A 12826-nucleotide genomic window follows, 5' to 3' on the forward strand; every position below is an offset into this window, starting at 1 on the left:
CGTCGTCAGCCCGTCGCCGGGTGTCGCTGGGGCGGTGCCTCGCGTACCGCCACGGCCAGTACCGAATCACGTCCGGCGTGACCCGCTCAAGGCGCGCGCCGACTCTTCGGCAGCTGGCCACGCGGCGTTTGCACAACTGCCTTTTGGCAGTACTGCCACCTCCGAAATGGTGTCGTCGTCGGCAGTCCCCCCTGCCGGCGCCCCACCCCCGCGACCTGAGAATCCCGAGGAACCATGAAGCGGCACAAGCACGTTGTGGCATCGGTGGCCTGCGCACTGGCCGTCACCCTGACCGCCGGCGCCTGCTCGGCCTCCGACGACGCGGTGTCCGGAGACGGCTCCGCCCCGTCGGCGGCGAACGACGGCGCGCCGGTCGACGGCGGCACCCTGAAGATCGGCCTGGACCGCCCGTTCGCCAAGCTCGACCCGGCCGACGGCACGCTCACCCAGATGCCGATGATGATCCTGGCCAACGCGCTGTACGACCCGCTGATGGTCAACGACGACAACGGCGCCGCGAAGCCCTACCTGGCGAAGTCCTTCACCCCCAACGCCGACGCCACCGGCTGGACCCTCGACCTGCGCGAGGGCGTGACCTTCAGCGACGGCAAGCCGGTGGACGGGCAGGCCGTGGTCGACCACGTGAACCGCCTCGCCAAGCCGGAGGCCAAGTGCTCCTGCACCGCCGACGCCGCCACCATCGGCGCCATGGCGGTCAACTCCCCGACCTCCGTCACCTTCACCCTCAAGGCGCCGAACGCCGCCTTCCCCAGCCTCTTCACCCGCTCGCTCGGCTACGTCTCCGAGCCGCCCGCCGGGGACGCCCCGGCCGTCGGCTCCGGCCCGTACACCGTGGAGAGCGTGCAGCCCGGAGTCTCCGTCACCCTCGCCCGCAACCCCGCCTACTGGGGCGCCAGGGGCCACGCCGACAAGCTCGTCTACCGGGTGCTGCCGGACGCCGACAGCCGCTACCAGTCGCTGCGCTCCGGCGACGCCGACCTGATCTGGACGGAGACCCCCGCCCAGTACAAGCAGGCCGCCGGCGACGGGCTGCGGGCCGCCACCGGCCCCGGCTCCACCTCCACCGTCGTGTTCGACACCAAGGCCGCCCCCTTCGACGACCCGAAGGTCCGCCGGGCCCTCCAGTACGCGATCGACCGCGAGTCCGTCGAGAAGGTCGTCTACGTCGGCCAGGGCAAGGTCTCGGACGGCCCGATCGGCTCCACCTCCCCCTACCGGGGCACCGGCGCCGCGGCGTACCCCGCCCGCGACGTGGCCAGGGCCCGTGCGCTGCTCGCCGAGGCCGGCCACCCGGACCTCTCCTTCGAGTACCTGGTCGACAACCGGCCCGAGAGCCAGCAACGGGCCACCGTCCTCCAGCAGATGCTGGCCGAGGCGGGGGTGAGGATGACCGTCAAGCCGATGGACGCGGCGAGCCTGGGCACCGCGATGTTCCAGCGCAAGTTCCAGGTGATGGACTTCGTCACCAGCATGTTCGGTGACACCGACACCGCGCTGGCCAGCCTCTACCTGCCCGACTCCCCGTTCAACTTCAGCGGCTGGGACAGCCCCGGGGCCGCCCGGGCGATCGGCGCCGGGCGGGCCTCGCTCGACCAGGCCCAGCGGGCCCGCTCCTACCAGGAGGCGGCGCAGGCCGTCGTGGCGGACGCCCCGATGCTCTTCCTCACCGAGAACCCGGTCGGCTTCCTCGCCACCACCCGGGTCGCCGGCCTGCCCGACGTGTCCCGGCGGACCGTCGTCAACGTCTCCCCCGCGGTCCTGTGGGTGAAGAAGTGACGGCCGCCGCCGTCAGGGCCTCGCGGCCCGGCGCCGCCCGCCACCCGGTCGCCCGCCTGTGGGGTGCCCGCCTGTGGGGTGCCGCTGGGCCGGTCGGGCGGGCCGGCGCAGCCCTCCTCCTGGTCACCCTCGCCGCGCTCCGGCTGCCGCACCTGATGCCCGGCTCCCCGGCGGTCGCCGCGCTGGGCCCCACCGCCACCCCCGAGCAGGTCGCCGCCTACGAGGCCCGCCTCGGGCTGGACGACGACCTGCTCACCGCCACCTGGCACTGGCTCGGCGACGCCCTGCACGGCGACCTCGGCCACTCGCTCACCAGCGGCGCCGCCGTCACCTCCGAACTCGCCGACCGCATCCCCGTCACCCTCGAACTCTTCCTCGCCGGGCAGCTGGTGGCGCTGTGCATCGCCCTGCCCGTCGCGCTGCTCTCGGCCTGGAAGCCGGGCGGCCCGCTGGACCGGGTCGCCACCGCCGGGGCCTTCGTCTGGCTCGCCGTGCCCGGCTTCGTGCTCGGCCTGCTGCTCATCTGGATCGCCGCCGTCCAGCTGCGCATCCTGCCCGCCACCGGGTGGACGCCGTTCACCGAGGACCCGGTCGAGAACCTGCGCCACCTCGTCCTGCCCGCGCTCACCCTCGGCCTCACCGAGGCCGCCGTCTTCACCCGGACCCTGCGCGGCCAACTGCTGGACACCCTCGACCAGACGCACATCGCCGCCGCCCGCAGCCGCGGCATGGGCACCGGCCGGCTCCTGCTGCGCCGCGCCCTGCGGCCCTCCTCGCTCCCGCTCGTCACCCTGGTCGGCATCGGCATCGGCACCTCCCTGGGCGGCTCGGTCCTGGTCGAGACGCTGTTCGCCGTCCCCGGCATCGGCGGCTTCGCCGCCGGAGCCATCAACGCCCGCGACTTCCCCGTCATCCAGGCCGTCGTCGTCGTCAGCGCCACCGCCGTCGTCGCGGCCACGCTCGCGGTCGACCTGCTCTACCGCACGCTCGACCCGAGGATCGCCCATGACCACCGTTGAGACCGCCGCACCGGAGCCGGTGCGGGCCGTACCCGCCGGGCCGGCCCGGCGGCGGCCCCCGGCCGGGGTGGTCGCCGCCACCGCGTGGCTGGCCGCCGTCGCGCTCTGCGCCCTGCTGCTGCCGCTGCTGCCCGGCTTCGACCCGCTGCACGGCGACTTCGCCCACCCCTCCGCCCCTCCCGGCCCCGGCCACTGGCTCGGCACCGACGCCTCCGGCCGCGACCTCCTCCAACGCACCGTGGCCGGCGCCCGCGCCTCCTTCGCCGTCGCCGCGCTGACCGTCTCGGTCGGCCTGCTCGGCGGCGGCGTGCTCGGCCTGGCCGCCGGCTGGTTCCGCGGCCCGGTCGACAAGGCCATCGGCTTCGCCACCGACCTGCTCATGTCCGTCCCCACGCTGATCCTGGTGATGATCGTGGTGTCGCTGCGCGGCCCCGGCCTGCCCGTGATCGGCACGCTGATCGGCCTGTTCACCGTCCCCTCGTTCACCCGCGTGGTCCGGGCGGTCGTGCTGTCGCTCGGCGAACGCGGCTTCGTCCAGGCCGCCCGGATGATCGGCACCGCGCCGCTGCGGATCCTGCGCCGCGAGGTCGTCCCGCACGTCGCGCCGATCGCGCTGACCTTCGCCTTCACCGCGACGACGGTGGCCATCGTCGCCGAGGGCTCGCTCAGCTTCCTCGGCTTCGGGCTGCGGCCGCCGGAGCCGTCCTGGGGCGGCATCATCGCCGAGGGCCGCACCACGCTCGGCAGCGCGCCGTGGATCTCGCTCGCGCCGGCCGCGGTGCTCTGCCTGACCGTCCTCGCGCTCAACTACCTCGGCGAGCACCTGCGTTCGCCCCACCGGAAGGGAGCGCCCGCATGACCACCGCGGTTCTGGACGTCCGCTCGCTCGACACCACGATCCACACCCCCGACGGCCGGGCGCTGCACATCCTGCACGACGTCAGCCTCACCATCGAGGCGGGGGAGTGCCTCGGGGTGGTCGGCGAGTCCGGCTCCGGCAAGTCCGTCCTCGCCCGCACCGTCCTCGGCGTGCACGCCCGCACCACCCGGGTGGAGTCCACCGGCACGGTGCTGCTGAACGGCGAGGACCTGCTCACCGCCACCGCCGCCCGCCGCGGCGAACTGCTCGGCACCGGCGTCGCCATGGTCCACCAGGACCCGATGACCTCGCTCAACCCGGTGGTCCGGATCGCCGACCAGGTCACCGAGTCGCTCACCAACCGGCGCCGGATCGGCCGCCGGGCCCGCCGCGAGCTGGCCACCGACCTGCTCGCCGCCGTCGACGTCCCCGACCCGGCCCGGCGCGCCCGCGCCTACCCGCACGAACTCTCCGGCGGCCTGCGCCAGCGCGTCGGCATCGCCGCCGCCCTCGCCGGGCAACCCGCCCTGCTGCTCGCCGACGAACCCACCACCGCCCTCGACGTCACCGTCCAGCGCACCGTCCTCGACCTGCTCGACCGCCACCGCGAGACCCGCGGCCTCGCCACCCTCCTGATCACCCACGACATCGGCCTGCTCTACGGGCGGGCCCGGCGGATCGCCGTCATGTACGGCGGCCGGATCGTCGAGACCGGCCCCACCGAGGAGGTCACCGAACGGCCCGCCCACCCGTACACCGCCGCGCTGCTGCGCTCGGTGCCGCGCGTCACCGGACCGCTGCGCCGTACCCTGCCGGCCATCCCCGGCTCGCCGCCGGACCTCTCCCGGCCGGCCGCGGGCTGCCCGTTCGCCCCGCGCTGCGAGCTCGCCCGGCCGCTCTGCACCACGGCCGCGCCGCCCGTCCAGCCGGCCGGCCCCGGGCGGACGGTGGCCTGCCACTTCCCCCTCAGCACGATGGAGAACGCCGCATGAGCGCCGCCCCGACTGCCCCCGTCCTGCGGGCCGAGGGCCTCTCGGTGATCCACCGCACCCGCTCCGGACCGCTGCACGCCGTCAGCGACGTCGCCCTGGAGCTGCGGGAGCGCCGTACCCTCGCCCTGGTCGGCGAGTCCGGCTCCGGCAAGAGCAGCATCGCCAAGGCCCTGCTGCGGCTGCCCCCGCCCACCGCCGGCACCGTCACCCTGGACGGCACCGACCTCGCCGCGCTCTCCCCGCGCGCGCTGCGGGCGCTGCGACCCCGGATGCAGATGGTCTTCCAGGACCCGCTCTCCTCGCTCAACCCCCGCCGGACGGTCCGCGACCTCGTCGCCGAACCGCTCGACGCCCACCCCGACCCGGCGCGCGACCGGGCGGCCGTCGTCGAGCAGCAACTGACCGCGGTGGGCCTGCCGCCCGCGCTGTTCGGCGACCGCAGGCCGGCCCAGCTCTCCGGCGGCCAGGCCCAACGCGTCGCCATCGCCCGCGCGCTCGCCGCCGAACCACGCGTCCTCATCGCCGACGAGGCCGTCTCCGCCCTCGACGTCTCCGCCCAGGCCACCGTCCTCAACCTGCTCCGCCGGCTGACCGAGGAACGCGGCCTGGCGAGCCTGTTCATCTCGCACGACCTCGGCGTGGTGCGGGCGGTGAGCGACGACGTCGCCGTCCTCCAGCTCGGCCGGTTCTGCGAACAGGGCCCCACCGAGGAGGTCCTGGCCGCCCCCGCCCACCCCTACACCGCCGCCCTGCTCGCCGCCGTCCCCGAACCCGGCCGCCCGCTCGGCGACACCGGCCTGCTGCCGGCCGATCCGCCCTCCCCGCTCGCCCCGCCCTCCGGGTGCCGCTTCCGCACCCGCTGCCCCCTGGCCGACGCCCGCTGCGCGAGCGAGACGCCCTCCCTGCGCGAGGTCGCCCCGGGCCGCACCGTGGCCTGCCACCGGCCGTTGGTCCCCTGAGCGGCGCCACCGGGGTGAGGAGGGGGCCCGTACCGGGTACGGGCCCCCTCGGTCCTCCGCTTCGCGGGTACCCCAGTGCGGTACCGGTTCCGGCCCATCGGGCGTACGACGTCGTGGAGATGCGCCTGCCGGGCACGGCGGGTTCACTGGCCTAGGGGGTCATCGTCGCGCAGGCCCGGGACGGACGTGGGCGGGCCGAGAGAGGGACTCCCAGATGGCACAGTCGTTGAGGGGCAAGGTCGCGCTGGTCACCGGCTCGTCGAAGGGGCTCGGCAGAGCGGTCGCGCTGCGTTTCGCGGAGCGCGGAGCGGATGTCGTGTTCAACTACTCCCGGGACAGGGCGCCGGCCGACGATGCGGTGGCCAAGGCCACCGCATCGGGCGTCCGCGCGATCGCCGTCCAGGCGGACGTGTCGGACGTCGCCGAGATCGAGAAGCTGTTCAAGGCCGGCCTGGACGCCTTCGGAAAGATCGACATCGTGGTCGCCAACGCCGGTGTCGAGAAGGTCAACATCCCGGTCACCGACATCACCGAGGACGACTACGACCTGCTGTTCCGGGTCAACACCAAGGGCCCGTTCTTCGTGATCCAGGCCGCCGCCCGCCACGTCTCGGACGGGGGCCGGATCATCAACATGGCCTCCAGCTCCACCGCGCGCCCCCAGCCCGGTCTCGGCCTCTACGGCACCAGCAAGTCCGCGCCGAAGTACCTGGTGAAGGTCCTCGCCCAGGAGATCGGCCACCGGGGTGTGACGGTCAACTCCCTGCTGCCCGGCCCGATCGACGGCGCCGGCATCTTCACCGGTGTCGGCGACGACGACCCGTACAAGAAGGCGCTGCTGGACACGATCCCGATCGGCCGCCTCGCCACCCCCACGGACGTCGCCGACGTCGCCGAATTCCTGGCCGGCGACGAATCGTTCTTCATCACCGGCGAGGAGGTCCTGATGAACGGCGGCTCCAGCAACTGACGCCGCTCCAGCAACTGACGCCGCCGGGCCGAACAGGACGAGGAACGCGAGGAGTGACCAGGATGAGCACGTCAACGATGAAAGCCGTCCAGGCGGTCGAGGTCGGCGAACCCTTCGTGGTCGGCGAACTGCCGGTCCCCGAGCCGGGCCCCGGCCAGGTCCGGGTCCGGGTGCGGGCCTGCGGGGTGTGCGGCGGCGAGAACGTCGTCCGGTACGGCCTGCTCGGCGTGCGCCTGCCCCGGGTGCCGGGCCACGAGATCGCCGGCGAGGTCGACGCGGTGGGCCCCGGCGTCACCGCCTGGAAGTCCGGCGACCGGGCCGGCATCGGCTGGCACGGCGGGAGCTGTTTCGTCTGCGACCCCTGCCGCCGGGGCGACTTCGCCAACTGCGTGCAAGGCAACGTCGTCGCCGTCACCTACGACGGCGGCTACGCCGAGTGCGTCGTCGCACCACAGGACGCCCTGGCCCGGATCCCCGACGCGATCTCCTTCGAGGAGGCGGGCCCGCTGATGTGCGCGGGCATCACCACCTTCAACGCGCTGCGCCACTGCGGCGCCGGCCCCGGCGACACCGTCGCCGTCCACGGCATCGGCGGCCTCGGCCACCTGGCCGTGCAGTTCGCCGACAAGATGGGCTTCCGCACGGTGGCGATCAACCGCGGGCGTACCAAGGAGGACGTCTCCCGCCGGCTCGGCGCGGACGAGTACATCGACAGCGACGAGGGCAGCGCGGGCGAGGCGCTGGCCAAGCACGGTGGGGCGGCCGCCGTCATCTCCACCGCCGGCCACAGCCCCTCCCAGGCCGACCTGGTCCAGGGGCTCGCGCCGAACGGCCGCCTGGTCGTGATCGCCACCGGCCAGGACCCGATCCAGGTCGACCCCGAACTCCTGGTGTTCGGCCGCCGGGAGCTGGCCGGCTGGTACAGCGGCCACGCCAAGGACAGCGAGGAGGCGATGGCCTTCGCCGCCCTCAAGGGTGTCCGCCCGATGGTGGAGACCCACCCCCTCGACGACGCCGAGAACACCTTCCAGAACATGGGCAAGGCCAAGTACCGCGCCGTCCTCCTCCCGTAGGGCAGGAACCGCATGAACACGACCGCACTGCACTGGATCAACGGCGAGTGGGTGGATTCGCAGTCGCACGCCGACAGCGTGAACCCCGCCACCGGAGAGACGATCGGCCGGTACGCCGACGGCGGCGAGACGGAGGCCGCCGCCGCGATCGCGGCGGCGAAGGCGGCCTTCGAGCGGACCGGGTGGAAGGACGACCGGCTGCTGCGCGTCCGCGTGCTCAACGAGCTGGCCCACGCCTTCATGGACCACACCGAGGAGCTCGTCGAGGCACTGGCCCTGGAGACCGGCAAACTCAAGCCGCACGCGCGCTTCGAGGCGGAGATGGTGCCGCACAAGCTGCGCTACTACGCCTCGCTGGTGCGCACCGAGTACGGCCGCGCGCTGGAGGTGAAGCCCGGCTCCTTCTCCATGGTGCTGCGCCAGCCGCGCGGGGTGTCCGGCATCATCACGCCCTGGAACTCGCCGCTCGTGCTCCTGATCCGCTCGCTCGCCCCGGCACTCGCCGCCGGCACCACCGCCGTGGTCAAGATGCCCGGCCGGACCGCGCAGATCAACTCCCTGATCTACCGGATCTTCTCCGAGTCCCGGACACTGCCCCGGGGTGTGGTCAACGCCTTCACCGAACTGCACGGCAACGGTGCCCGCCACCTGGTCGCCTCGCCCGACGTGCCGTGCATCAGCTACACCGGCAGCACCGAGGTCGGCCGGGCGATCTCCGCCACCGGCGCCGAGCACCTGAAGCGCTGCGGCCTCGAACTCGGCGGCAAGACCCCCATGCTGGTGTTCGACGACGCGGACCTGGACGCCACGGTCCCCGCCCTGGTCAACGCCCTGGTCGTCTTCAACGGCCAGTTCTGCATGACCGGCAGCCGCATCCTGGCCCAACGCGGCATCGCCGACGTGCTGCGCGAGCGCCTGACCGACCGGCTGGAGAACCTGCGGGTGGGCCCGGCGGCCGACCCGGCCAGCGAACTCGGCCCCGTCATCGACAAGGCGAACGCCGAACGCATCGACCAGGTCGTCCAGGCCGCGATCGCCGCCGGGGCCAAACCCCTGGTCCGCGGCGGCCCGATCACCGAGGGGCCGCTCGCCAAGGGCGCCTTCTACCACCCCAGTCTGCTGGAGGTCACCGACAACTCCCTCGACATCGTCCAGCAGGAGACCTTCGGCCCGGTCCTCACCTTCCAGGTCTTCGACACCGAAGCCGACGCCGTCCGCCTGGCCAACGACAACATGTACGGCCTCGCCGCCAGCATCTGGTCCCGCGACATCGACCGCCCGCTGCGGGTCGCACGCGAACTGGACGCCGGCACCATCTGGATCAACGACTGGGCCACGGTCTACGACGAGTTCGAGGAGGGCGGCTTCAAGCAGTCCGGCCTCGGCCGGATGAACGGCATGGCGGTGATGGACGACTTCGTCGAGTACAAGCACATCACCATCACCACCGGGACCATCAGCCGTGGTTGACGGTCCGCCGGATCCGCTCCGGCGGGAGTCCGGCAGGGCGGGCCCGGGCTCTGGGACGACGTCGTGGGCGTCCCCGTGCCGATCGCCCGTCCGCTCGACGACCAGGACGCCGTCCGCTGCGCACCCGTGCCTTGCACGTCACAGCGGCCGAGTTCTGCCACCGGCACTTCCTCAGCACCGAGCGGATCGCCGCCCACCTGCTCCAGACCGGGCCGCCCAGCGGTGACCTGCACGCCCAGGTGGCCTCCGACCTGCTCCTCGCCACCTTGAACACACAGGGTTTCAGCGCGGGAACGACGGTGGTGGGCGCCGTCATCGACAAGGTGGCCGGGCACGATCTGGCCGCGGTTCTTCCGCTGATCGCCCGCTCGATGGGTGCCGGCTGGCTGTCCGACAGCCCGGTGCGCGCGGTCCTGGACCAGGTGGAGACCGTGGCCGACGCCCACCCGCACGGCCTGGCGATCGTGTGTGCGGCCCGCGCCCAGCTCGCCGGGGAGATCGCCTCGGACGCCGAGGCCTGCGCCGTTCAGGCGGCCAGGGCACTGGACCTCTTCTGGGGCGCGGGGGAACCCGAAGCGGCCGACATGCACATCCAGTACGGGGCGGTCCAGGGGCTGCTGACGTCCGAACGCTTCGACGACGCCCTGGCCTGGACGGCCAGGGCGGAGGAACTGGCGGCTCGCCGGGGCTGGCCGGTCGTGTTGCGGGGCACGGTCTGGGTCCGGTTCATGTGCGCCTTGCTGGCCGGCCACACCGACGACGCGTTGACCGCCGCCCGGGACGTCGAGGGGCCCCAGGCCGTCCCCGGGAGCGGGCGACCGATCTTCCACGTGGGCGGGTTCGTCGTGGGCGCGCTGCTCGCGGCGGGCCGTCTCGACGAGGCGGAGGAGGCGTTGGGGGCGCTGGCCTCCGGTGAACTCCGCTCGACGGACCAGTTCGTGGTGGCGGGTACGCGTGCGGGTCTGCGACTGGCCCAGAACCGGTGGGAGGAGGCGCTCTCCGACGCCCTCATGTGCGGGCGGCTGCTGCCGGGGACGGTGGACAACCCGTTGGTCCTCCCCTGGCGCTCCCTCGGAGCGCTCGCCGCCCACGGGCTGGGCGACGTGGCGCAGGCCCGCCGGCTGGCCGACGACGAGTTGCGGCCGGCCCGCCGGTGGGGCACCCCGCACACGCTGGGCGTCGCGCTGTCCGCGGCCGGGATCGTGCACGGGGACACGGCCCTGCTGCGCGAGGCCGTCGACCTCACCCGGGGCACCCCCGCCCGGTCGGCACTGGTGCGGGCCCTGCTGGCGCTCGACGAGCCGGACGGACTGGCCGAGGCACTGCGGATCGCGGAACAGTACGGGATGGGTCTGTTCGTGCCCGCCCTTCGCGAGGCGCTGCGCGCCCACGGAAGGCGCCCCGGCACCAGGCCGGCAACCGCCCTGACCCGCAGCGAACAGGCCGTCGCCGACCTGGCGGCCCGAGGACTGACCAACGCGGCGATCAGCGGCCGGCTGCATCTGGCACCGCGCACGGTCGAGCAGCACCTGACGCGCGCCTACCGCAAGCTGGGAATCGCCGGGCGCACGGAGCTGGCGTCCGCGATGCCGGCCGCCCGGCAGCGCTGAACACGAATCCTGGGGCGGGGCGGAGCCGTCCGGCACCGTGCGCCGCCTGCCGCCGCCGAATACGCGGTCAGCGGGCGATGGTGGCGTGCATCTCCCACACCAGGATCTCCGCCGGCTCGACCGCGGTGACCTTCTGCCCGCCGATCGCGGTGAAGCGTACGGCGTCGCCGGTGGCCAGCGGGCCGACGCTTTCCAGGGCGACGTTGCCGCGGGGGACGAACAGGTGCACGAAAGGGGCGTCGGGCAGCTCGACGCTCTGGCCGGGCTGCAGGCGGGCCACGTGCAGCGCCGCATAGCGGTTCCTGATGCGGATGGCGGACGCGCCGTCGTGCTTGTCCATCCCCGAGGCGACCGGGATCAGGCCGCCGGACAGCAGCTCGTCGTCGATTTCGAGCTGTTCGTAGCCCGGAGTGATGCCGCCCTCGTCGGGGAGGACCCACATCTGGACGAAGTGGACGGGATCGGTGTGGGTGTCGGCGCCGCTGAGGCGCCAGGAGTCGTTCTTCTCCGAGTGCAGGATGCCGGTGCCGGCGCTCATGCGCTGGGCGAGTCCGGGATAGATCACGCCGGAGTGGCCGGTGGAGTCCTGGTGGACCAGGGAACCCTGCATCACCCAGGTGACGATCTCCATGTCGCGGTGCGGATGGGTCTCGAAGCCGCTGCCCGGCTTGACGATGTCGTCGTTGTTGACGAGCAGCAGCCCGTGGTGGGTGTTGGCGGGATCGTGGTGTCCGCCGAAGGAGAAGGAGTGCTTGGAGTCCAGCCAGTCGATCTTCGTGGCGGAACGCTCGCCGGCGCGGCGGACGTCGATCCGGGGGTGGTTCGCGGCGGTGCTCATCTCGTGGTCCTCTCGGGCGGTCCGGGAGCTCTCGCGAGCCCCCGGGAGGTGCCTCGTGGCACCCTGCACGACACAACATAGTTCATTGTTCAACTATTCCGCTCGGGTGCCTCGCGGGGGCGGTGTCACCCGGCCGCGTCCACGAGACCGCCACGTCGGCCACCCTCCGTCCCCGGGGTCCGCAACTCGGGATCCACCGCCGGGCAGTTCGCGTACCAGCGCGCCGGGAGAGAATTTGATGCTCCGTCAATCAGGCGTGAACGGGAACGACTACGGTCAGCGGATCGCATGACGAGTTGACCAGCAGAGGGAAGGAAGCACCCCGTGGACCACAGCGACCACCACACCTACGACCAGATCTTCACCCTCTCGACAGAGGAAGAACGAGACCGGCTGAGGCACCTCACCACCGCCTACGACCCCATCACCCAGCACGTCATCGGTTCCCTGCTCTCCCCCGCCGGACGCAACTGCCTGGAGATCGGCGCGGGAAGCGGGTCGATCGCCGGGTGGCTCGCCGACCAGGGTGTCCAGGTCACCGCCCTCGACCGCGACGACCGGTTCCTCCCCACCCACCCCCGCCTGACGACCATCACCGGCGATGCCCTCTCCGAAGACTTCGACCCGGGCCCCGTCTTCGACCTCGTCCACACCCGCTTCGTCCTCATCCACGTACCCCGGCGGGACGAACTCCTCGAACGTCTCACCTCCTGGCTGCGCCCCGGCGGGTGGCTCGTCATCGAGGAAACCGCCGACACCACCTCCGCCACCTCCCCGCGCCCGCACCACCGCAACGCCATGGCCGCCATGTGGCGCGTCATGCACGAAACCGCCGGCACCGACATCACGTGGACCCGCCACCTCCCGACCCCGCTCGCGGACCACGGCCTCACTGACATCGGAGCCCATGTCAGCACCCTCCCCTTCCATGGCCAGGACGACATGGCGCGCATGCTGCACCTCAGCATGAAGCCGCTGTCCCGGAAGATGGTGGACACCGGCCTGGTCACCGAGGCGGAACTGGCCGACGTCTACGCGGACTTCCAGAATCCCCGGGTGTGGGACCTGGCGTTCTCCATGGTCTCCGCCTGGGGCCGGCGCGGCAGCTGACCGCTCGGGCACCCGAGCAACGGGGTCTGCAACCGGTCATCGGGCCTCCGCAGTGCGGTGGGCGAGGTGCAGGTGCATCGAGTCAGCGCCAGTGGCCGATCCTCGCCTCCATCCATCGCCAGATCGACC

Annotated in this window: 11 protein-coding genes; 10 read left to right on the top strand and 1 reads right to left on the bottom strand. The window is 73.0% G+C overall.

All coding sequences use genetic code 11. The features are described from left to right. Nucleotides 1–234 precede the first annotated feature (234 nt). From ACIPLC_RS20320 to ACIPLC_RS20360, 9 genes are all read left to right on the top strand, one after another. Entirely contained in the window at nucleotides 235–1797 is a 1563-nt protein-coding gene (locus ACIPLC_RS20320) for an ABC transporter substrate-binding protein (protein WP_400474388.1), read from the top strand. Further along, a complete protein-coding gene (locus ACIPLC_RS20325; protein ID WP_400474389.1) occupies nucleotides 1794–2816 on the top strand; it encodes an ABC transporter permease in 1023 nt (340 codons plus the stop codon). Before ACIPLC_RS20320 ends, ACIPLC_RS20325 begins: the two co-directional genes overlap by 4 nt. Next, nucleotides 2803–3675, top strand: coding sequence for an ABC transporter permease (locus ACIPLC_RS20330; protein ID WP_400474390.1), 873 nt, complete (start codon nucleotides 2803–2805; stop codon nucleotides 3673–3675). Before ACIPLC_RS20325 ends, ACIPLC_RS20330 begins: the two co-directional genes overlap by 14 nt. Next, nucleotides 3672–4667 (top strand): ABC transporter ATP-binding protein, encoded by a 996-nt coding sequence (locus ACIPLC_RS20335; protein WP_400474391.1) that lies wholly within the window; start codon nucleotides 3672–3674, stop codon nucleotides 4665–4667. The genes ACIPLC_RS20330 and ACIPLC_RS20335 overlap by 4 nt, the downstream gene beginning before the upstream one ends. Continuing rightward, a complete protein-coding gene (locus ACIPLC_RS20340) occupies nucleotides 4664–5626 on the top strand; it encodes an oligopeptide/dipeptide ABC transporter ATP-binding protein (protein WP_400474392.1) in 963 nt (320 codons plus the stop codon). The genes ACIPLC_RS20335 and ACIPLC_RS20340 overlap by 4 nt, the downstream gene beginning before the upstream one ends. Nucleotides 5627–5840: 214 nt before the next feature. Further along, on the top strand, nucleotides 5841–6596 hold the full coding sequence (locus tag ACIPLC_RS20345) for an SDR family NAD(P)-dependent oxidoreductase (RefSeq protein ID WP_400474393.1): 756 nt from the start codon (nucleotides 5841–5843) through the stop codon (nucleotides 6594–6596). A gap of 62 nt (nucleotides 6597–6658) precedes the next feature. Further along, nucleotides 6659–7669 (top strand): alcohol dehydrogenase catalytic domain-containing protein, encoded by a 1011-nt coding sequence (locus ACIPLC_RS20350; protein ID WP_400474394.1) that lies wholly within the window; start codon nucleotides 6659–6661, stop codon nucleotides 7667–7669. Nucleotides 7670–7681: 12 nt separating this feature from the next. Further along, a complete protein-coding gene (locus ACIPLC_RS20355; RefSeq protein WP_400474395.1) occupies nucleotides 7682–9139 on the top strand; it encodes an aldehyde dehydrogenase family protein in 1458 nt (485 codons plus the stop codon). Between the two features lie 131 nt (nucleotides 9140–9270). Then, a complete protein-coding gene (locus ACIPLC_RS20360) occupies nucleotides 9271–10749 on the top strand; it encodes a LuxR C-terminal-related transcriptional regulator (RefSeq protein ID WP_400474396.1) in 1479 nt (492 codons plus the stop codon). Between the two features lie 67 nt (nucleotides 10750–10816). Here the strand turns inward: ACIPLC_RS20360 and ACIPLC_RS20365 are convergent, their stop codons facing one another. After that, complete coding sequence (locus tag ACIPLC_RS20365) at nucleotides 10817–11587, bottom strand: pirin family protein (RefSeq protein WP_400474397.1); 771 nt, start codon at nucleotides 11585–11587, stop codon at nucleotides 10817–10819. A 324-nt stretch (nucleotides 11588–11911) separates the two neighbouring features. On the opposite strand from ACIPLC_RS20365, the gene ACIPLC_RS20370 reads away from it, so the two are divergent. Next, complete coding sequence (locus tag ACIPLC_RS20370; RefSeq protein ID WP_400474398.1) at nucleotides 11912–12697, top strand: class I SAM-dependent methyltransferase; 786 nt, start codon at nucleotides 11912–11914, stop codon at nucleotides 12695–12697. Nucleotides 12698–12826: the final 129 nt, after the last annotated feature.

The organism is Kitasatospora sp. NPDC086801, assembly GCF_044745805.1.
GTDB lineage: Bacteria > Actinomycetota > Actinomycetes > Streptomycetales > Streptomycetaceae > Kitasatospora.

Bases quoted from the DNA above. Each gene is read 5' to 3' on its own strand.
- ACIPLC_RS20320 (WP_400474388.1), top strand. From the start codon at position 235: ATGAAGCGGCACAAGCACGTTGTGGCATCGGTGGCCTGCGCACTGGCC.
- ACIPLC_RS20340 (WP_400474392.1), top strand. From the start codon at position 4,664: ATGAGCGCCGCCCCGACTGCCCCCGTCCTGCGGGCCGAGGGCCTCTCG.
- ACIPLC_RS20365 (WP_400474397.1), bottom strand. From the start codon at position 11,587: ATGAGCACCGCCGCGAACCACCCCCGGATCGACGTCCGCCGCGCCGGC.
- ACIPLC_RS20345 (WP_400474393.1), top strand. From the start codon at position 5,841: ATGGCACAGTCGTTGAGGGGCAAGGTCGCGCTGGTCACCGGCTCGTCG.
- ACIPLC_RS20350 (WP_400474394.1), top strand. From the start codon at position 6,659: ATGAGCACGTCAACGATGAAAGCCGTCCAGGCGGTCGAGGTCGGCGAA.
- ACIPLC_RS20335 (WP_400474391.1), top strand. From the start codon at position 3,672: ATGACCACCGCGGTTCTGGACGTCCGCTCGCTCGACACCACGATCCAC.
- ACIPLC_RS20355 (WP_400474395.1), top strand. From the start codon at position 7,682: ATGAACACGACCGCACTGCACTGGATCAACGGCGAGTGGGTGGATTCG.
- ACIPLC_RS20330 (WP_400474390.1), top strand. From the start codon at position 2,803: ATGACCACCGTTGAGACCGCCGCACCGGAGCCGGTGCGGGCCGTACCC.